The sequence below is a fragment of the Motilimonas sp. E26 genome (assembly GCF_021278025.1).
In the GTDB taxonomy this organism is placed as follows: domain Bacteria; phylum Pseudomonadota; class Gammaproteobacteria; order Enterobacterales; family CBDFNC01; genus Motilimonas.
In genome coordinates, this window is record NZ_JAIBHJ010000005.1 from 37,360 (window position 1) to 55,416 (window position 18,057).

Genomic DNA, 18,057 nt, shown 5'->3' on the forward strand with positions numbered 1-18,057 from the left:
CCCCTGTGATGCAGCATTGATTGAATTTAAGTAGTAGGAACAATTTTTATGCGCAGAGTATTAGTCACCGGAGCCAGCAAAGGGATTGGCCGCGCCATCGCCATTGAATTAAGTCAGCAAGGTTTTACAGTTATTGTACACTATCACACTGACTTAGCCGGCGCGCGAGCAACCCAAGCAGACATCGCAGCGCTTGGACAGTCATCTCAATTGCTCCAGTTTGATATCAGTGATCGCGAACAAACTAAACAAGTCATTGAAGCCGATATTGCCGAACACTGTGCTTATTATGGCGTGGTGAACAATGCCGGGATCGCGCGCGACAATGCCTTTCCAGCAATGCCAGGCGACGAGTGGGATAGCGTTATCCACACCAACTTAGACAGTTTTTATAACGTACTACACCCTTGTATTATGCCCATGATCCGCACCAGAAAAGGCGGCCGGATCGTCACCTTAGCTTCGGTTTCTGGGATCATGGGTAATCGCGGTCAAGTAAACTATAGCGCAGCAAAAGCAGGGGTGATTGGCGCAACCAAAGCCCTAGCGGTCGAGCTAGCAAAGCGCAAAATCACTGTTAACTGTGTTGCCCCAGGGCTCATAGAAACCGACATGTTAGATCAAGAAACCCTAGAGCACGCCTTAACCTTAGTACCCAGCCAACGCGCCGGCAAGCCGGAAGAGGTAGCAGGCTTAGTCGCCTATTTGATGTCTGATAAAGCGGCGTATGTTACACGCCAAGTGATTTCAATCAATGGAGGCATGCTATGACTCGCATTAAAGGCCACCGTGTTGTTATTACTGGCTTTGGTGCTATCACCTCATTAGGCCAAACTCCAGAATCCATTTTAGCTAATGTACTCGCAAATAAGTCGGGCATAAAACGGATGGAACAATGGCAAGACATAGCAGGATTAAATACTCAACTCGGGGGGCCAGTGCTAGAGTTCAGCCTACCGAAACATTACAGCCGAAAAAAAATCCGCGCCATGGGCCGTGTCGCCAAATTTGCGACGTTAGCCACCGAACACGCATTAATCGATGCCGATTTACTTGGTAAAGATGTTTTAAGCAATGGCCAAACTGGCATCGCTTATGGCTCTTGTGGTGGCAGTTCATCGCCACTGGCAGCTTTTTCCGATGTGTTAGAAAAACGCACTACCGCGGGCATCACTGCCACCACCTATATCAAGCTAATGAGCCACACCACAGCTGTCAATGCGGCACTATTTTTCGGCTTAAAAGGCCGTGTAATCACCACCAGCAGTGCCTGTACTTCTAGCTCACAAGCTATAGGTTACGCTTACGAAGCCATAAAATACGGCCAACAACAAGTGATGATAGCAGGAGGTGCTGAAGAGTTATGCCCGACGCAAGCAGCAATATTTGACACACTCTACGCCACTAGTTTACAAAATGACGAACCAACAACCACCCCAAAGCCCTTTGATCACCAGCGTGATGGCTTAGTCATTGGTGAAGGCGGTTGTACCCTTATTTTAGAAAATCGCGATCATGCCTTGGCTCGCGGAGCTCGCATTTACGCTGAAGTGATAGGCTTTGGCACCAACTGCGATGCAGAGCATGTGACTCAGCCCACAGCCGAGACCATGCAACAAGCCATGCAGCTGGCATTAAACGATGCCATCATCGAGCCCTCCGCCATTCAATATGTCTGCGCCCACGGCACCGCTACCGAGCGCGGCGATATTGCCGAAAGTAATGCGACGGCGGCATTGTTTAACCCAACAACGGCTATCAGCTCGTTTAAAGGCCACTTTGGTCATACCCTGGGGGCATGTGGCTCACTCGAGTCCATGTTAAGTATCAAAATGATGTTAGCAGGGCAATTTGCCGCCACACGTAATTTACAACAGGTGGATCCCGCTTGCGGTGCGTTACATTACATTAAAGACCAACCATTGGAATTAGCGTGCGACACTATCATGAGCAATAACTTTGCGTTTGGTGGGATTAATACATCACTGATTTTCAAAAAACACATCGAATAATAACGCGATATTTTGATTGGAAATTAGGGGGGTCTTCACGGGCTTGTATAGCTGGACGAAAAAGATACCAATTTGGTGCTTTATCGAAACCTGGAACGCTAACAAGGAACCTTACACGACCACCTCCGCTTATGCGAGATCCAGATGACTAGACAGATTACGATTCAATTAGGAGCGACGAACATAATTGGCTAAAACCATGCAAAGTGAGCTCTCGTCCCACTACATGGATAGCATCATGCATAAGGCAAGGGTGACTATGTCGCCTTGGCCGCCTTACCTATGCTCTTGGATCTGATACAACACCCGATGCTCGGCGCACACTTGTTGGCAATCACAACTGGGCTCAATATCAATACTGGCGAGACCACCACAACTGCCTTGAATGGCGCGGCGCTTAAAAATTACGCCCAACGCCATGGCCAGCGAGATGAATAAAAAAATCACAAAAGCTAGCGCATATTCCATTAGTGACAACCATTTATGTGGCCATGGCAACCAGCATGCTGACAGCTGCCATTTTGAGGGAGTACGCCTTGATCAGGGCAAGTCAGTGAATGGCTTCGAGCCTTCGCTTGCGCCAATAACTCAGTAACCGAATGACGAGTATTGCCTTGCTCTACCTCTATCCCCGCCATTAAAAGCTTAGCTAAGGTTTTTTGGCCTATCTTTCTGACGATGACCGTTTTACAGCCCATGGTAGTAAGCATATTAATTAACTGCGCTTTGCCCTGACAACCCGATGTAGTAAGTGCCGGATTCTCAATCCGCGCTAAACACAGCCCCTGTTGGTCATAAAAATCGAAGCTCTCAGACTGAGAAAAACGATGAGATAACTTTTCATTACTTGTCGCGATGGCATAAATCATCTTGATTCCTTTTGTTCAATTATTGGTCGGTTTTCGCCAAGAGCCAAAGCCTCGCCATGCACCAAGGCGTGAGTGATCTTATGCCGAGCCTGCTTCAGAATGTTGGCGAATGTTTGCCGCGATACTTGCATTTGCTTAGCGGCATCTTGCTGAGATAAGCCTTCAAGATCCACCAGCCGAATGGCTTCAAACTCATCCACCGCAATACTGACTTGGTTTAACTCACTCGTGGGGATGCCATTCGGTTTAAAAAATCGATAGGGCGAGCCATGATGTGGACAAATATGACGTTTGATTTTGGGTCTCATTATTGGTGCTCTTTGCTAAGTACTTATGCTATCCTAATTCAGTTATTAGCATATGCCAATAACTTTTTTTCAAAGGAGCAACTAATGAGTAGTCAGCTTAGGACTGCAACTGCAACACTACAGAACTTAATTAAACATGCTCAGCCCAATGATAGCGGTCAGCAACTCTTGCCCGTCGCCAAACAGCCAAGCCACCAACACTGTGTTTTGTGCAGCCCAAACGCCCTGATGGGCTTAAAGATTAATTTTTTCAGTTCCGAAAATTCAGTGTGGGCACACACTAAGGGCAGCCAACATCAACAGGGCTATCAGAACATTATTCATGGCGGCGTATTAGCTGCGTTAGTGGACGCAACTATGTGCCAGACCTTATTCAGCCACGAAATAACGGCCGTCACTGCTGAAATGTGTGTTCGTTATTTGCATCCCGTTCCCGTAGGCAGTGAAATTTTAATGCAGGGAAGCCTAGTTACCAGCCATCCGCCCTTATTTAACGTGCAGGCCAAATTATTTGTTAACGGCCAATTAGTGGTTAAAGCGCGGGCTAAGTTTTTTCAATCAAAGGCGAGATAATGGCGCAATACAGCACACGCATAACCGTATTAGCAGACAATATCGCAACACCGCCTTTGCTCAGCGAACATGGCTTTGCTGTATTAATTGAACGCGATCAAGAACGAATTTTATTTGATACGGGGCAAGGGCTCGCCCTATTTGAAAACGCAGATCAACTCGGCATCCCCTTAGACAACCTAACAGCCATTGCACTTAGCCATGGTCACTACGACCATACCGGCAACCTTGCTCAACTATTGGATTTAAATCCGCACTGTCGGTTATATCTGCATCCTGACTGCATCATTGAGCGATATGTGTTGCACGATAACCAGCCAGTGAAAATGATCGGCATGCCTAAATCGGCCAAACAAGCGATCGCCAAGCACGATCCAGCCTTGATCCACTTAACTGATCAAGCATGCAAGCTCACAGCAGAAATCAGCTTAACTGGCACTATCCCCAAATTTCACCCCTTGGAAAATACCAGCGGTCCGTTCTATTTAGATCAAAAAAGATTGCATATTGATCAACTAGGGGATGATCAAAGCTTATGGCTAATAACTAAACACGGCATCTGCGTGATCACGGGCTGTTGTCACACAGGTTTAATCAACACCTTGGCGTTTATCCAGCAACAAGAGCCAAACGCCCCACTAACTCACTTAATCGGCGGCCTACATTTAGCTAACGCGACGAGTGAGCGGCTTGATGCCAGTGTCCAATATCTTCATCAACAACCTTGGCAGCACTTGTACCTTTCCCACTGCACGGGCGCACGAGCCACTGATGCTATCGGTCAACACCCCTCACTGATAAATAAAGTCACATCTACTTATGTGGGACGAGTCATAAACGTTTAGTAGATAATAATTTGGCGAGCGCTAAAAGCTACCTTTAAGGTGGGATAAGTGAGTTTTCTACTGCTGAATGCGGTTTAAGCTTAAAATAGCCCAAACGGCGTCATAGAGATCTGCTGTGACAAACAAGCTCACTTTATAAAAAAGCGTTTATTGGTTAACCAATAACGCTTTTTTACACTCAGTTATTAGTCTTTAAAAGTGCTGATTCAACATCACTGGATGCGGCTTAAGCGCTGTGTTACCTGCGCTACGCGCTAATGTGGAACCATCACATACTAGCTCATTACTCGCTGAACTTGGATCTAATAGGTAAGCTGTACTGGCATTATCAATACAGCGATTACCACGATAACTAAAGCCATGCTCCACAATATTTTCCACTCTGATCAATCGGGTTAAGCTAGCAAAGCTTTCGCTCATTGCTTCAGTCCAAATATAAGGAGTACGCGGATCATACTGGCCACCGAGGATCAACACAGGCTGTTGTAACTTAGCATCCATGTATTCAACTGGCTGCACTGGATCTAACTGACCAGGCCAATCAGCACACATACCCGCATTAGCATAATTAACAACACCAAAGATACCCGACGCTTGTATATAGTTAGCGTAAGCGTTAGCGACATCATTAGTTGACAATGCGCTTGAACCATCAGCACAAACTACCGCTGTAAACATCGCGTTGGAACGCTGAGCATCTACGGGATCATTTGCTTGATTCCAAGATGTTGAGTCTACAAGACGCTTTAATAATGCTACGTTACCATTATCAAGTAACTCAAACACACCTGGTTTTTGATGCTGCCAGTAGCCATAGACTTCCAGTGATCGCAGCGAATATAAAGCATCAAGGGCTGTATTAACGGAAAGATCGCCATCAAGCCCTTGAAATACACCATTAGCATCTAATATGCTGACACCACTGATTAGCGCTTGCTTTCTGGCAACAGTACCAAGGCGATATTCCGCTACAACATCATATCCGGCCGCATTATCTTGCGCGATGTCGATATAGTTTAAGGTAGTTGGTGACATAGGAGAATCAAGGATCAACGCACGAACCCGCTCTGGAAAAAAATCAGCGTAAACGCTGCCAACACGGGTACCGTAGGAATAACCTAAAAAGCTAATTTGCTCTTCGCCTAAATGGGCGCGTAACGCATCGATGTCTTTCACTAAGGTATTAGTGCTAATATTCACCGCAGACTTTGTATTAAACTCATCACATGTATTCACATTGTTGGCCAGCTCAACCGCACATTGCTTTAACTCTTTGGCATAGGCACTCTGACCTGAGCCACGTGGATCTAACGCCACAATATCAAAACGCTCAACAATTGCTTGATCAAACAAGCCTGCATTAACCATCCAAGCCAAACTAGCTTGCGCTTCTTGACCAGGGCCCCCAAAATTGACAAATAAGGTACCGATTCGATTGTTAGTATCCGTTGCTTTATGAATGGCATAAAACACTTTTACTTTGCTGCCGTCATCATTAATGTAGCTAGCAGGCACTTCTAATTGCTGGCATTCCAAGCCAGTCGCACATATTGGTGAGTCTTCTGACTTATCGGCCCCAACACTAAAGCCGTCGCCACCGCCACCGCCGCCACAGCCAGCGAGTAAAATGGCCGACACTGCACTTGCTAATATTGCTTTTTTCATCATATCCCTATTTCTTATCTGTTATAAACGATAAAGTCACCAGTAAAATACCCATAGCGACATATTATGTCAACACTGATTATTTATATTTATTTGACTTAAATCATGATTTTTTAATCTATCTTGCTGCAACCCATGTCATTCACAGACTACTCTTATTCCTAGCCATACTGACTAACCCCGTTTAAATAAGTAATACCTGCTTATCTCGCCCAATTTAAAGCGAGAAGGTTGCCAATTCTTTAGCTTTCTAGCATGGAAAATAATCATTACGACTGAAAAATTGTCAGAGAATACACGTTCAGGCATGTTTACCTTTTAAGTAGAACAGCAGTGAATATATATTTTTATTACGGATTTTTAACCTGTCAGATAAAGCAGGTTTATAGTTACTTGATCAAAAAGTGAATAAACTGACTTTAGAAAGAAGGGGAAATAAGGCCTGACATAATCGCTTTAGATATGGCTTGATACCGGTTTGACGCATTTAGTTTGCTACATACATTCGATAAATGGAAAATGACCGTGCGCTCAGCGCAGCCAATAATATGAGATATTTCCCAGGCACTTTTTCCCTCTGAAGCCCAGAGCAAACATTCATTCTCGCGCTTAGTTAATTTTATTTTTTGCTGATGCGTTTTATTATTAATGCGATGAATCGCTTCCTGTAACGCGGGAGTAAGCAACTGCATAATGGGTAAAATATCGTTAAGCTTTGCTTCATCATAGTCAGAGGATAGCGCCATACTTAGCATACCAAATTCGCCCTGCATACCATGTACAGGGATAGTAAACCCGGTCTTTAATCCAATTGAGGCTGCTTCTTTCATCACATCAACACCGCCCTTTTTCTTTGGGCTCACTTTTTGGATATGTGACCAAGTTGCGGGTAAGTAGTTGTCATATGAATAAGCAACCACTGGATCAAGATTAATCAACTTTTCTTCGTCATATGATTTACGCCATTCACTTGGGTAATTATCCACAATAAAGGTGCTTCTCTTAGTAATGCTTTGCACAGAAGAGAGTCCAAATAGGTAATACTCAAGTTCAATCAAAGCTGCCGCTTTTTCCAATACTAGGTTAATAGCTTCAAACGTATCTGCACGTTTGAGCTCGAGGATTAAATCTAACACAGCATTCACACTCTTTACCTTGTGCTTCAAAGGAGGACGTAACTTATCATATAACCTCAGCTTTGTTTGAGCCTATCGTCATAATGTGAATGATCTTTACAGTAAAATGATCGCTAAACAACTACCCTTTACGCCCATGTTTAATCCGACTCAATGCCACTGGGGTGATCCCTAAATAACGGGCGATGTCGTTCTGGGTAATGCGATGGAGTAAATCCGGTTGGTGCTGCATTAATTGCTGATAACGGGTGGTGGCATCTAAACACAGAAACTCGTATTCACGACGCTCCTTTTTCTGTGCCAGCTTGATTAATGATGCGAGCATAAAGCGACTTAATTCAAGATCATCTAAGGTATGTTGGTAAAGCGAATCAAAGTCGACCTTGACCAACGCTGCTGGCTCTAAGGCCAGCAAACTAAAAGTACAGGGCTCACGCTCAAATACCGCTGATAAATTCGTGATCACATCACCTTCAGCAATAAAAGACTTCACCAGCTCTTTACCGTCTTGGCATAAATAATAAGCTTTAAATAACCCTTGTTTAACAAAATATAACGCGTCTTCCATCTCGCCTTGACGGAATAAGTGCTGCCCCGCAGCTAAATTCACTTGGCGGCCATGCTCGATGACGTATTGTTTAATATCCATATTATTTCTACTCCGCAACCATCACAAATACGAACCAAGACAATGCTCCGATCTATTATCAGCGTTTTAACCTAGGTTAATTACCTCGGCTAACTTTCTACTTACAGTGAGCTTAAATCGAAAGGAGCTCACATGTTACAAAGTAATACGCGGTCTAAAAAGAAACAGATGCAACTGACCAATAAAACCATCGTCATCACTGGCGGCACCGCTGGGATTGGAAGGCAGTTAGTACAGCTGCTTGCCCCAGCGAATCACCTTTATGTGATTGGCCGCAGCGTTGCAAAACTCAACGATTTACAGCAAAAGTACCCAAATGTTATTGGCATTCACGCCGATTTGAACGACACCACGTTGCTCGAAACTAAGCTAGCTCAGTTATTAAAGCAAGTATCTAAAGTCGATGTACTCATTAACAATGCCGCTGTGCAACACACTGCAACATACATAGATCCCAATTTCCAATATCAACAAATAGCAAGTGAGATTAACGTCAATTTTACCGCTATTTGCCAGCTCACTTATCTGCTGCTGCCCACATTAATGGCCAGTGAGTCTGCTCGGATCGTCAATATCAATTCGGGCCTTGCCATCGCGCCAAAAGCCCAATCTGCCATTTACTGCGCCAGTAAAAGTGCACTGAACAGCTTTAGTTTATCGTTACGTTATCAGCTCGAACACACCTCGGTGTTAGTGCAACAAGCCTTATTGCCATTGGTGGATACCGCCATGACAGAAGGTAGAGGATCAGGGAAGCTAGTTGCTCGAGAGGCCGCTCAACATATTATTCGTGGCATTGAGCGCGGCACCTTAGATAACGACATCGGCAAAGTTAAATTACTGCGTTTGCTGATGCGCTTTGCGCCCAACATGGCTTACAAACTGATGAAAGCTTCCTGAAACTGAATTCCTATAGAAAGGACAACAATATGAAATCGTTATTTAAAGTGATGTTAATTTTAGCCCTAGGCTTTGCTTCTACCTTTATTTTCCTCAAGCTTGCGGGGATACTTAGCTTGGCAGATATATCGCGCTGGTTAGAGCAAGCCAGCGCCCTACCCCATGGTTATTTATTTGCACTGGTGATCGGCTTACTATTTTTAGACTTGTTTATCGCCATGCCGACGCTCACTATTATTATTCTATCCGGTTATTTTCTCGGCTTTAGCCAAGGCGCATTAGCAGCAAGTACTGGCCTATTGTTAGCAGGTTTAGGTGGATATATTTTGAGTCAGTATTTTGGTCAACCATTCGTTCGCCTGCTCATCCGCGATCCAGCAAAGCGAACAGAGATGATCGATGGCTTTGATCGCTACGGCGCCATGATGATCTTACTGTCACGCGCGATGCCAATTTTACCGGAAGTGAGCGCTTGCATGGCAGGACTGACAAAAATGCCGTTTTGGCGTTTTCTCGGAATTTGGATCGCCAGCGCAGTGCCTTACGCAACCATCGCCGCTTATGCTGGATCCATTAGTACCCTGCAAAATCCAAAGCCAGCGATTCTCACTGCCGTAGGCTTAAGTGTATTTTTCTGGTTGGGTTGGTATTTGTTTACTAAGCAACAACGAAAAGCTTCATCACTATCAAATGGCGCTTAAACTCTTCCCTCTACGATTACTTCACGGCTCGCCGTTGTAAGTACTGCTTGTTAATTTGGTCCAGCGCGGCACATTATGGGTGCGTCTGGACTCAGTCCACTGCTGCAAAGCTAGTCTTTCAATCGAGCAAACGAGGTACATAACGCTTTATAATGTATTCAACTAGTGAGACGCCGCCCAAATCATTAAAACCTTCATGGTCACCATTGATCGCTATCGTGGCTTTAAGCTCAGGAATAACCAAAATAAACTGCCCCTTAAACCCTCTTGCAGCCATAACAGTGATATCTTTCCCCTTCAATTTAAACACATTACTCCACCAATAATAACCATATTGGCTCCATGTTGATCTTGTCGAGATATGGGGCGCGATTGAACTCTTTATCCAATGCGCATTCACTAGTTGATCACCAGACCATGCGCCATTATTTTGCACAAGTTCACCAATTTTAAGCATATCCCAGCTTGTTAGTACTAACCCACCTGCGGTGTTTGCACTGCCGTCAGCGAGTAGGTGCCACTCAAAATACTTAATTCCCATTGGCAGAAATAAGTTCTGCTTGGCAAATTCAACCACACTGACTCCAGTCGCATTTGCTATGATCCGCCCCACCAGCGTGGCTGGGCCTTCACCATAATTAAAACCTTCAATGCCACTTTCGGCAGCGCCAAATCCTAGAATAAATTCGACAGGGTCTGGCGCTGCGAAATATGCCTCTAATTGAGGTGAAAAAGCACTTTGACCATCATTAACCGCAAATAGAGGCATATTGCCAATCGGTGATTTCATCAGCAGTAGATCTTCAATCGTAACCGTTTTACCATACTCGCCAAGCAGGTGAGTATGATCCGGTAAATACATGGCAATGGAATCATGAACTGAGTGAATAAAACCTTTATCTATCGCAATTCCTACCAGCAAAGATGTGACACTTTTTGTCACGGAATTTAACCCATAAAGCTCAAGCTTGGACTCACCGTTAGCAAAGCAGTTAAACCGAATAGTACCCGCAACACTAACAATCATCGCTTTAAGCTCATCACCGGAGCGTATTCTGTTAAGGCAAAGCCGAGCTAAGAATGGTTCGTCATAATCAATAAAAACTTCAGGCACAATAACATCAGATGGAGAGCCTTCCACCCAATATTCGTCGTTATGGGCTTCATTAGTCAGCTCATAAGCGCTAAGTACGTCATCATATATACTGGTATAAATTGACGCAGTGAAAATTAAAGCAAATATAAACATTATTAGGCCCAAACCAAAGAAGTTAGAATGATAGAGTTTTTTAATCAACAATCTCACAAAGCAATCCTAACAATATTCAGCCACCTGAATTCAATGGCGACTTGACCTTCAACTATGTATGGAAAGTAGCTTACTTACCATTGTAAAAAATATCTAATAATGACAAATGAAAATTAAGTACTGATATCAGTATGTAGTCCTGAAAAAAATCACCTCGACCAAAGGCTATAAGGCTGCTGCATTAATTGCGAGTTGTAATAGCGCTTATCGCCCGTCACTTCTTCGCCGAGCCAGCTGGGCTTGGCAAAGGCTTCATCAACACTTGTTAACTCGACTTCTGCGACCACCAGACCAGCGTTGTCACCGTAGAATTCATCTACTTCAAAGGTGTGCAGGCCTGCTTTCACCAAATAACGGGTTTTATCAATCACACCCGGTTCACATAAGGCCAATAAAGCTTGCGCTTCCGCGACGGGGATTTCTCGCTCCCACTCAAAACGACTTAATCCTGCAGCATCACTGATGCCTTTAATGGTTAAAAACCCTTGCTCACCTTTAATTCGCACCCGCACGCAGCGCTCAGGGGCAGAGTTTAAGTAACCTTGGGTAATGCGCTGAGCTTTAAAGGCGTCATTCTTATAATCACCTGTCACTAAAAATTTACGCTCTATCTCTTGCATCTATACTGATCCTTTTCGGGTAATTTGGCTTAAACTGCGCAAACATTATCAAATAAACCTGACATATGCTGAAACCGTCAACTAATTAGCGAGAGAAAAAAAGATGAAAGCCAGTACGCAGCAGGGATATCAACAACGTCTAATCAAGGTGGTGGATTATATGTATCAACACTTAGATGCACCACTAGATGTGAATACCTTAGCCGATGTGGCCTGTATGTCACCGTATCACTTTCATCGTATCTATCGTTTGATGACGGGTGAAACGATTAATACCACAGTGAGAAGGCTGCGTTTATTTCTATCTGCCGCCGAATTAATTCGCACTCAAGCGCCCATTGCAGAAGTAGCGAAAAAGTTTAACTACAGCACGTTAGAAGCTTATAGCCGCGCCTTCGCTCAGTTATTTAATCAGCCGCCCAGTGAGTATCGCCAACAAAATAGCCAAGGCAATACCACACCAGAACCGCTGTCACCCCAGTCGTGGATGCAGTTTCAGCCCTTTTATGATCAGGAGATCCACCTTATGTATCCAGTTGAAGTTACCGAAATACCACAACTTAACTTTATCGGCATCAAACATCACGGCGATTATATGAAGATCGGCCAAGCCTTCGATAAGTTGTGTATGTATGCTGGCAGTCGAAACTTATTTACACCACAAACCCGTAGCTTTGGCATCTATTATCAGGATCCTAAAACCGTTGCGACGGAAGATCTGGAATCCATGGCTTGTATTACCATTGACGATCCGAATTTGGTACTGGAGGATGAGCAGATCCAACACTTGTCGATCCCAGCGAGTAAAGCTGCTGCTTTGATGTTTAAAGGGCCTTATGCCGAATTAGAGCAGCCCTACGCTTGGCTATTTGGCCAATGGTTGCCGCAAAGCGGCCGTACCCTTAAAGATCATCCCGCATTTGAAGAATACCTCAACAATCCACAAGACACAGCGCCAAAAGATCTACTCACAAGGATCTATTGCTTGGTTGAATAGCTTTATTAATCTTCTACACCAATAAAAAAAGCAGATCCTGATGGGATCTGCTTTAGCAATTGAGACTGCAACACTCAAGGGTGAGTTTGTTTCACGAGCCGCCGTGAATACATCCATGTAGGCTGAAACAAGGCATCCCTGCCTTGTATACTCGCTCAATCAAACCCACCCTTTCACGATTAGCTCAGCGAGAAGGCTAGTGATGACTAAGGGCGCAAACCTAAAGTATGGCAAATTGCATAGCTTAGTTCACTGCGGTTCAGGGTGTAAAAATGAAAATCTTTCACGCCTTCTTGCCCTAGCACCTTCACCATGTCCATCGCGATGCTGGCACCAATCAAGTTGCGTGTGGTCGGATCGTTATCCGTACCATCATAAAGTTTGTGCATCCAACCTGGCACTTTCACATTACATAACTTAGAAAACTTCACTAATGTTTTGTAGTTAGACACGGGTAAGATCCCCGGTACAATCTCTTGCGTAATACCAATGGCAGCACAACGGTCGCGAAAGCGTAAGTAGCTTTCCACATCAAAAAAGAACTGAGTGATAGCACGATCGGCACCAGCATCCATTTTATCTTTAAACGCGAGTAAATCCGCTTGTGCATTTTTCGCTTCAGGATGTACTTCTGGGTACGCCGCTACCGAGATATCAAAGTCGGCCTGCTCTTTTAATAAGCGCACCAAGTCAGTCGCGTACATATGGGGCTTATCACTGCCCGCTGGAATATCACCGCGCAAGGCAACAATGTTCTTAATGCCGCTGTTCCAATAGTCTAGGGCTATTTGCTTTAACTCATCTTTACTGGCATCGATACAAGTTAAATGCGGCGCGGCTACTAGCCCTGTGCGATCTTTAATTTCTTTAATCACGCTATGAGTACGATCACGCGTACCCGAGTTAGCGCCATAAGTGACCGAAACAAACTTTGGCTTTAGGGTTTTTAACCGATCAATAGACTGCCATAAGGTATCTTCCATCGCTTCGGAAGTGGGCGGAAAAAACTCAAAAGACACATTCAAATCGCCCTTTAAATCAGCGATATTCTGGTTCAAAATTTCAATATTACGTGCCGTTTGACTACCCATGATCCATTCCTTTTAAATTCAAGCAAAGACGAAACTGTGACTAAAACAAATAGCCGTTTAGCCGTCTGAATGGCTTAATTTAATGAATTATGAATTAATGTCAACAACTTTGATTTAACATGAAATTTACTCATAAATATGGTGAAATTTACTCATCTTCATGATTTATAGGTAAATCAATTTGCACTTACTTGGCAACAAACGTTGGAAATAGAAGGTATTACTGGAGACTGGTGTTTTTGTTTCGCTATACCTGTGGCATCCTGAACAAAACATTGCCACTAGGACTTTTCAATATGGATCACAATACTCCCAAGCTTTCCTTACGTACCATAGAATTAAGTGACTATACCCAAATAGCTGAATTAATGGACTTAGTTTTTCCTGACGTGGGGGGAGCATGGCCAAAAACGACCATTATGGATCTTATTAAACAGTTTCCAGATGGACAAATTTGTATTGTAGATAGCGATAAAATAGTCGGTGTTGCCCTCACTATTAAGGTCAGTTACAACCGCTATTCTTTACCTCATACTTACAATGACATCATAGATGAGAACAATGTAATACAAAATAACCCAACGGGTGATGCCATGTACGGACTGGATGTGTTCGTGCATCCTGACTATCGCGGATTACGCTTAGGTCGCAGACTTTATGATGCGCGCAAAGAGCTGTGCCGAAATAAGAATTTTAAAGCTATCCTAGCGGGCGGCCGCATTCCTTTGTACTACAAACATGCCGATAAGTTGAGCGTGCCAGAATACATAGACAAAGTTAAGCGCCGCGAATTACACGACCCTATTTTGTCATTTCAGTTGGCCAACGACTTTGATGTTAAGCGTTTGATGCGAGGCTACCTACCCGAAGATGATGCTTCAAAGGGCTATGGCACATTATTGGAGTGGGATAACTTTTTTTATGAAGAAGATATTACATCCGTCCACGATATTGAAAAAACCTTAGTACGTCTTGGCGTGATCCAATGGCAAATGCGTACCATGCACGATCTTGACGATTTAATGGATCAAGCCGAGTATTTTGTGTCTTCACTTTCTAACTATAAAGCCGATTTTGCGCTGTTTCCCGAGTTCTTCAATGCGCCACTAATGGGCTTACAAGAAGGGCAGAATTCAGTGGAGGCCATACGCTTTCTGGCCAGCTTCAGTGACGAGATAAAAAATCGCTTTTCACAAATGGCGGTTACCTACAATATAAACATCATTGCTGGCAGCGTTCCTGTTATCGAAGGCGAAAAGCTCTACAACGTCTCTTATCTGCTGCACCGTGATGGTCAAATTGACGCTCAATACAAAATTCATATTACCCCTCACGAAGAGAAAGACTGGGTTATTGATGGTGGTAATAGTGTCAAAGTATATGATACCGATGCCGGAAGAGTGGGCATATTAATCTGTTATGACAGTGAATTTCCTGAGCTAGGTCGAATGATGGCAGAGCAAGGCGTACAAATTATCTTTGTCCCGTTTTGGACCGACACCAAAAATGGTTACCAACGTGTGCGAATTTGCTCGCAAGCTCGTGCTATTGAGAACGAATGTTATGTTGCCATTGGCGGCAGTGTTGGCAACTTACCACGGGTTGATAACGTTGATATTCAATATGCCCAATCGGCGGTGTTTTCACCATCAGACATTTACTTTCCTCACGATGCCACTCTAACTGAAGCCAGTGCCAATACCGAGATGATCATCTTTGCCGATGTTGACCTCACCAAGTTAAAACAGCTTAATACCGAGGGGTCGGTGACCAATCTTAAACATCGTAGAAAGGACATTTACGGCTCGTTTATTAAAGCCGATTAACCTCGGCTTTAGATATCGCGACGCGTTCAAATGCCACTTGAACGCGTCATGATACCCCAACGGCTAGTTTCTGTTTACGCCGCCATAAAGGTTTAGCTGTACGTGCCACTACATTCCCCAAAATAACTAACGCTAGACCTAGACTAGAATAGATAGTCCAGTGGTATGACTCAAACACGCTAGAGACTACCAACGCCACAATTGGCGTAATGAGTAAAACATACGAGGCGGTGTTAGCCCCAATGCGATCCACCAAGATCAAATATAAGGTAAACCCCATCACCGTTGCGGGTACCGCTAGATAAAATAAACTGCCGAGGTATTTCACTTGTAAATCGATATTAAAAGGCAAATCACGTAAGTAAATAATCACCAATAACGCTGCGCAGCCATACAACATGCCATAGCTAGTAGCGGTGTAAGGTTTAATATTATCGCGTGTGTTACGCATACTGATCATATTACCCATAGAGAAACACCAAGTGCCCATTAGCGCATAACCAAGGCCAATTAACACATCCATTGACCATGTTGTCGCCAATAAATCAGCGCCAAAGAGTAGCCCGATACCTGACAAGCCAATCGCCACGCCTAGCCAAAAATTAGCGGTAATGGGCGTTTTGAAAAATAAGCGACCATGTAACGCATTAAAAATGGGGGCCGTTGCCATAATTACCGCGGTTAAGCCACTGGCGATATAATGGGTGGCGCTGTAAAAGGCCAAGAAATTACAACAAAACAAGCACAGCCCCTGCAAAGCAAAAAAGCGATGTTGTGATAACTTAGGTTGTTGCAACTGGTTAAACAACTTACCAAAAACAAACATCAACAAGGCAGCTAACGCGAAGCGATAGAAGATTGACACTTCCGTTGCTACCAGGCCTTGCTGCCATTTAATAGCGATCCATGAAAAGCCCCACAAGCCTATCATCAGCACATATATCAACGCCGACATCTTACCGCTCCCATATCGATTTAAGATTGTTTGGTTTTAAGCAATAGCATGGCGTAAAGCTGTCCCGATAGCGCGGCTTTTAACACGATCTTGCGGTTTTAATTGTCGCTAAAGATTGAGCGCCACCGTTGAAGCCTTTATTATTTTGTTATGAACGAAAACATCCGCTATATGAGCTTTTTTAAATCATCAAAAGTGTGCCATCGCCAGCAAGGGATCACGCCGAAATTGGCGTGGGCGCAATATAGCAATGCTTATGATCGTTTGTATTACCAAAACGATAAATTTCATACCTTGAGCTTATATCTATCAGGTGGTGAGCAAACCCATCGTACCGATATACGCTCTGAATTAGGCGGTGCCGGTAAATTTTGCTTAATGCCACAAGGCAGTGAAAGTCGCTGGCAGCTTGGCGATCCACAACAATTTATGCACCTATATTTTACGGATAGCCACCTAAAGCAATTAGCCTTGCAAGTGTTTGACACTGACCCACGGCAACTCGCCCTGCCCGACCTAACCTTTTTTAGCCAGCCAGCGCTTGAAGCCATGTATCGCCAGCAAATGCTGTTAATGGATTGGTCGGCGCCGGAAAGCCATTTGGCCATGGCGCAAATGAGCGACACCATTTTAGTTAACTTATTACAAAGTACTGGGCTCACTAAACCACTGGGGATTATTAAAGGTGGACTGGCACCGAAAGTTGCCAAGCAAGTACAAGACTTTATGCAGGCAAATTTCCATCGCCAAATTTATTTACATGAATTAGCCGAGTTAGCGCAGCTTAGTGAATACCACTTTACCCGCATGTTTAAGGCTCACTTTGCCCGCACGCCGCAAGAATACTTAATGCAGCTGCGTATCGAGCAGGTTAAGCACTTACTCACAGGCCCAATGAAGCTAGCCGACATCGCCCTCGCCTGCGGCTTTTCCAATCAAAGCCACATGGGGCGTTTCTTTAAACAATTAGTGGGCATGACGCCTACGGCCTATCAAAAGTGTTTGGGGGTGAGATGATAGGCGCTCACTTCAGCGCAGTCGCTATGAAGTTAACTTTAATTGCTACTTTGGAACACTTACATGGAATATTTGGGGTACAAGACTCAAGAAATGCTGCTTGAATACTTGGACATTGCTTTCCCGTATGTCCCAAAACCATCTGAAAATGATCTTCTCATCTTCAGCGATGAAGATATTCCATGCCGCTGTATTCGCTTAGCAATGAAGTCCTATCAAGATGAACGCTTACCTAAATCTGGAGTGCGATATCTTCATAGCGAATTAAGTAATTTATCCAGTAAAGGAATGCAGTGGCTCTTACCCTCTTACCTAAGAGCTGCGATATGTTGTGAAGACCAATTTGACACGTTAACGAGCGAGGTGATTTATGACTTTGAATTATCAAGCGACGCGAGCTTGAGATCACGTTATGCATTCCTGAACAAAGAACAAATTCATTGCCTTGCGGCCATTTTTGAATATCTATCAGAAATACATGGGCATAGGATCGCCGAAGCACTTGATAAGCTGGAAAGGCTAAGTGAATAAACGCTAATCAGCAGATATCAAAAGGCATGGATACCTTTTGCTAAGCGACCATG

20 protein-coding genes are annotated in these 18,057 nt (G+C 44.1%); 10 read left to right on the forward strand and 10 right to left on the reverse strand.

The window, feature by feature from the left end; genetic code table 11:
- The first annotated feature begins 48 nt into the window (after positions 1 to 48).
- The gene (locus tag K1M91_RS05865; protein WP_232800626.1) at positions 49 to 771 is read left to right on the forward strand and encodes a 3-ketoacyl-ACP reductase FabG2; all 723 of its coding nucleotides are present in this window, start codon (positions 49 to 51) and stop codon (positions 769 to 771) included.
- Positions 768 to 2,012 (forward strand): beta-ketoacyl-ACP synthase, encoded by a 1,245-nt coding sequence (locus K1M91_RS05870; RefSeq protein WP_232800627.1) that lies wholly within the window; start codon positions 768 to 770, stop codon positions 2,010 to 2,012. The genes K1M91_RS05865 and K1M91_RS05870 overlap by 4 nt, the downstream gene beginning before the upstream one ends.
- Before the next feature lie 276 nt (positions 2,013 to 2,288).
- On the opposite strand, the gene nqrM is transcribed toward K1M91_RS05870, so the two are convergent.
- Genes nqrM through K1M91_RS05885 form a run of 3 tightly spaced genes read right to left on the reverse strand, consistent with a single transcriptional unit; the run spans position 2,289 to position 3,189 of the window.
- A complete protein-coding gene (nqrM, locus tag K1M91_RS05875; RefSeq protein ID WP_232800628.1) occupies positions 2,289 to 2,480 on the reverse strand; it encodes a (Na+)-NQR maturation NqrM in 192 nt (63 codons plus the stop codon).
- Entirely contained in the window at positions 2,480 to 2,881 is a 402-nt protein-coding gene (locus K1M91_RS05880) for a NifB/NifX family molybdenum-iron cluster-binding protein (protein ID WP_232800629.1), read from the reverse strand. The genes nqrM and K1M91_RS05880 overlap by 1 nt, the downstream gene beginning before the upstream one ends.
- Positions 2,878 to 3,189: a DUF134 domain-containing protein gene (locus K1M91_RS05885; RefSeq protein WP_232800630.1), complete on the reverse strand. Its 312-nt coding sequence runs from the start codon at positions 3,187 to 3,189 to the stop codon at positions 2,878 to 2,880. Before K1M91_RS05885 ends, K1M91_RS05880 begins: the two co-directional genes overlap by 4 nt.
- Before the next feature lie 84 nt (positions 3,190 to 3,273).
- On the opposite strand from K1M91_RS05885, the gene K1M91_RS05890 reads away from it, so the two are divergent.
- Both K1M91_RS05890 and K1M91_RS05895 read left to right on the forward strand, forming a co-directional pair.
- The gene (locus tag K1M91_RS05890) at positions 3,274 to 3,762 is read left to right on the forward strand and encodes a PaaI family thioesterase (RefSeq protein ID WP_232800631.1); all 489 of its coding nucleotides are present in this window, start codon (positions 3,274 to 3,276) and stop codon (positions 3,760 to 3,762) included.
- Positions 3,762 to 4,607 (forward strand): MBL fold metallo-hydrolase, encoded by an 846-nt coding sequence (locus tag K1M91_RS05895; protein ID WP_232800632.1) that lies wholly within the window; start codon positions 3,762 to 3,764, stop codon positions 4,605 to 4,607. The genes K1M91_RS05890 and K1M91_RS05895 overlap by 1 nt, the downstream gene beginning before the upstream one ends.
- 192 nt (positions 4,608 to 4,799) lie before the next feature.
- Here the strand turns inward: K1M91_RS05895 and K1M91_RS05900 are convergent, their stop codons facing one another.
- From K1M91_RS05900 to K1M91_RS05910, 3 genes are all read right to left on the reverse strand, one after another.
- Positions 4,800 to 6,275, reverse strand: a complete 1,476-nt coding sequence (locus K1M91_RS05900; protein WP_232800633.1) for an alpha/beta hydrolase — start codon at positions 6,273 to 6,275, stop codon at positions 4,800 to 4,802.
- Positions 6,276 to 6,691: 416 nt separating this feature from the next.
- A complete protein-coding gene (locus K1M91_RS05905) occupies positions 6,692 to 7,417 on the reverse strand; it encodes a LuxR family transcriptional regulator (RefSeq protein ID WP_232800634.1) in 726 nt (241 codons plus the stop codon).
- A 112-nt stretch (positions 7,418 to 7,529) separates the two neighbouring features.
- Positions 7,530 to 8,057 carry a Crp/Fnr family transcriptional regulator gene (locus K1M91_RS05910; protein WP_232800635.1) on the reverse strand — a complete coding sequence of 176 codons (528 nt, stop codon included), beginning with the start codon at positions 8,055 to 8,057 and terminating at the stop codon, positions 7,530 to 7,532.
- Positions 8,058 to 8,189: 132 nt separating this feature from the next.
- Here K1M91_RS05910 and K1M91_RS05915 point away from each other — a divergent pair, with 132 nt between their 5' ends.
- Together K1M91_RS05915 and K1M91_RS05920 are read left to right on the forward strand one after the other, a co-directional pair.
- Complete coding sequence (locus K1M91_RS05915) at positions 8,190 to 8,957, forward strand: SDR family NAD(P)-dependent oxidoreductase (RefSeq protein WP_232800636.1); 768 nt, start codon at positions 8,190 to 8,192, stop codon at positions 8,955 to 8,957.
- Positions 8,958 to 8,986: 29 nt separating this feature from the next.
- On the forward strand, positions 8,987 to 9,658 hold the full coding sequence (locus K1M91_RS05920) for a VTT domain-containing protein (RefSeq protein ID WP_232800637.1): 672 nt from the start codon (positions 8,987 to 8,989) through the stop codon (positions 9,656 to 9,658).
- Between the two features lie 118 nt (positions 9,659 to 9,776).
- Here the strand turns inward: K1M91_RS05920 and K1M91_RS05925 are convergent, their stop codons facing one another.
- Entirely contained in the window at positions 9,777 to 10,907 is a 1,131-nt protein-coding gene (locus K1M91_RS05925; protein WP_232800638.1) for a serine hydrolase, read from the reverse strand.
- A gap of 209 nt (positions 10,908 to 11,116) precedes the next feature.
- Positions 11,117 to 11,587, reverse strand: coding sequence for a CYTH domain-containing protein (locus K1M91_RS05930; protein WP_232800639.1), 471 nt, complete (start codon positions 11,585 to 11,587; stop codon positions 11,117 to 11,119).
- Between the two features lie 103 nt (positions 11,588 to 11,690).
- Here K1M91_RS05930 and K1M91_RS05935 point away from each other — a divergent pair, with 103 nt between their 5' ends.
- Positions 11,691 to 12,584: an AraC family transcriptional regulator gene (locus tag K1M91_RS05935; protein WP_232800640.1), complete on the forward strand. Its 894-nt coding sequence runs from the start codon at positions 11,691 to 11,693 to the stop codon at positions 12,582 to 12,584.
- 206 nt (positions 12,585 to 12,790) lie between these two features.
- Here K1M91_RS05935 and metF read toward each other — a convergent pair whose 3' ends face one another.
- On the reverse strand, positions 12,791 to 13,675 hold the full coding sequence (metF, locus tag K1M91_RS05940; protein ID WP_232800641.1) for a methylenetetrahydrofolate reductase: 885 nt from the start codon (positions 13,673 to 13,675) through the stop codon (positions 12,791 to 12,793).
- A 296-nt stretch (positions 13,676 to 13,971) separates the two neighbouring features.
- Between metF and K1M91_RS05945 the strand changes: the two genes are divergently transcribed.
- Complete coding sequence (locus K1M91_RS05945) at positions 13,972 to 15,501, forward strand: bifunctional GNAT family N-acetyltransferase/carbon-nitrogen hydrolase family protein (protein ID WP_232800642.1); 1,530 nt, start codon at positions 13,972 to 13,974, stop codon at positions 15,499 to 15,501.
- Positions 15,502 to 15,547: 46 nt separating this feature from the next.
- On the opposite strand, the gene K1M91_RS05950 is transcribed toward K1M91_RS05945, so the two are convergent.
- Complete coding sequence (locus K1M91_RS05950) at positions 15,548 to 16,456, reverse strand: DMT family transporter (protein ID WP_232800643.1); 909 nt, start codon at positions 16,454 to 16,456, stop codon at positions 15,548 to 15,550.
- Positions 16,457 to 16,627: 171 nt separating this feature from the next.
- Here K1M91_RS05950 and K1M91_RS05955 point away from each other — a divergent pair, with 171 nt between their 5' ends.
- Together K1M91_RS05955 and K1M91_RS05960 are read left to right on the forward strand one after the other, a co-directional pair.
- Positions 16,628 to 17,473: an AraC family transcriptional regulator gene (locus K1M91_RS05955; RefSeq protein ID WP_232800644.1), complete on the forward strand. Its 846-nt coding sequence runs from the start codon at positions 16,628 to 16,630 to the stop codon at positions 17,471 to 17,473.
- 63 nt (positions 17,474 to 17,536) lie between these two features.
- The gene (locus K1M91_RS05960) at positions 17,537 to 18,004 is read left to right on the forward strand and encodes a DUF6714 family protein (RefSeq protein ID WP_232800645.1); all 468 of its coding nucleotides are present in this window, start codon (positions 17,537 to 17,539) and stop codon (positions 18,002 to 18,004) included.
- The last annotated feature ends 53 nt before the right edge of the window (positions 18,005 to 18,057 follow it).

Coding starts and splice junctions, on each gene's coding strand:
- K1M91_RS05865 (WP_232800626.1), top strand. CDS start 49: ATGCGCAGAGTATTAGTCACCGGAGCCAGCAAAGGGATTGGCCGCGCC.
- K1M91_RS05870 (WP_232800627.1), top strand. CDS start 768: ATGACTCGCATTAAAGGCCACCGTGTTGTTATTACTGGCTTTGGTGCT.
- nqrM (WP_232800628.1), bottom strand. CDS start 2,480: ATGGAATATGCGCTAGCTTTTGTGATTTTTTTATTCATCTCGCTGGCC.
- K1M91_RS05880 (WP_232800629.1), bottom strand. CDS start 2,881: ATGATTTATGCCATCGCGACAAGTAATGAAAAGTTATCTCATCGTTTT.
- K1M91_RS05885 (WP_232800630.1), bottom strand. CDS start 3,189: ATGAGACCCAAAATCAAACGTCATATTTGTCCACATCATGGCTCGCCC.
- K1M91_RS05890 (WP_232800631.1), top strand. CDS start 3,274: ATGAGTAGTCAGCTTAGGACTGCAACTGCAACACTACAGAACTTAATT.
- K1M91_RS05895 (WP_232800632.1), top strand. CDS start 3,762: ATGGCGCAATACAGCACACGCATAACCGTATTAGCAGACAATATCGCA.
- K1M91_RS05900 (WP_232800633.1), bottom strand. CDS start 6,275: ATGATGAAAAAAGCAATATTAGCAAGTGCAGTGTCGGCCATTTTACTC.
- K1M91_RS05910 (WP_232800635.1), bottom strand. CDS start 8,057: ATGGATATTAAACAATACGTCATCGAGCATGGCCGCCAAGTGAATTTA.
- K1M91_RS05915 (WP_232800636.1), top strand. CDS start 8,190: ATGTTACAAAGTAATACGCGGTCTAAAAAGAAACAGATGCAACTGACC.
- K1M91_RS05920 (WP_232800637.1), top strand. CDS start 8,987: ATGAAATCGTTATTTAAAGTGATGTTAATTTTAGCCCTAGGCTTTGCT.
- K1M91_RS05925 (WP_232800638.1), bottom strand. CDS start 10,907: ATGTTTATATTTGCTTTAATTTTCACTGCGTCAATTTATACCAGTATA.
- K1M91_RS05930 (WP_232800639.1), bottom strand. CDS start 11,587: ATGCAAGAGATAGAGCGTAAATTTTTAGTGACAGGTGATTATAAGAAT.
- K1M91_RS05935 (WP_232800640.1), top strand. CDS start 11,691: ATGAAAGCCAGTACGCAGCAGGGATATCAACAACGTCTAATCAAGGTG.
- metF (WP_232800641.1), bottom strand. CDS start 13,675: ATGGGTAGTCAAACGGCACGTAATATTGAAATTTTGAACCAGAATATC.
- K1M91_RS05945 (WP_232800642.1), top strand. CDS start 13,972: ATGGATCACAATACTCCCAAGCTTTCCTTACGTACCATAGAATTAAGT.
- K1M91_RS05950 (WP_232800643.1), bottom strand. CDS start 16,456: ATGTCGGCGTTGATATATGTGCTGATGATAGGCTTGTGGGGCTTTTCA.
- K1M91_RS05955 (WP_232800644.1), top strand. CDS start 16,628: ATGAGCTTTTTTAAATCATCAAAAGTGTGCCATCGCCAGCAAGGGATC.
- K1M91_RS05960 (WP_232800645.1), top strand. CDS start 17,537: ATGGAATATTTGGGGTACAAGACTCAAGAAATGCTGCTTGAATACTTG.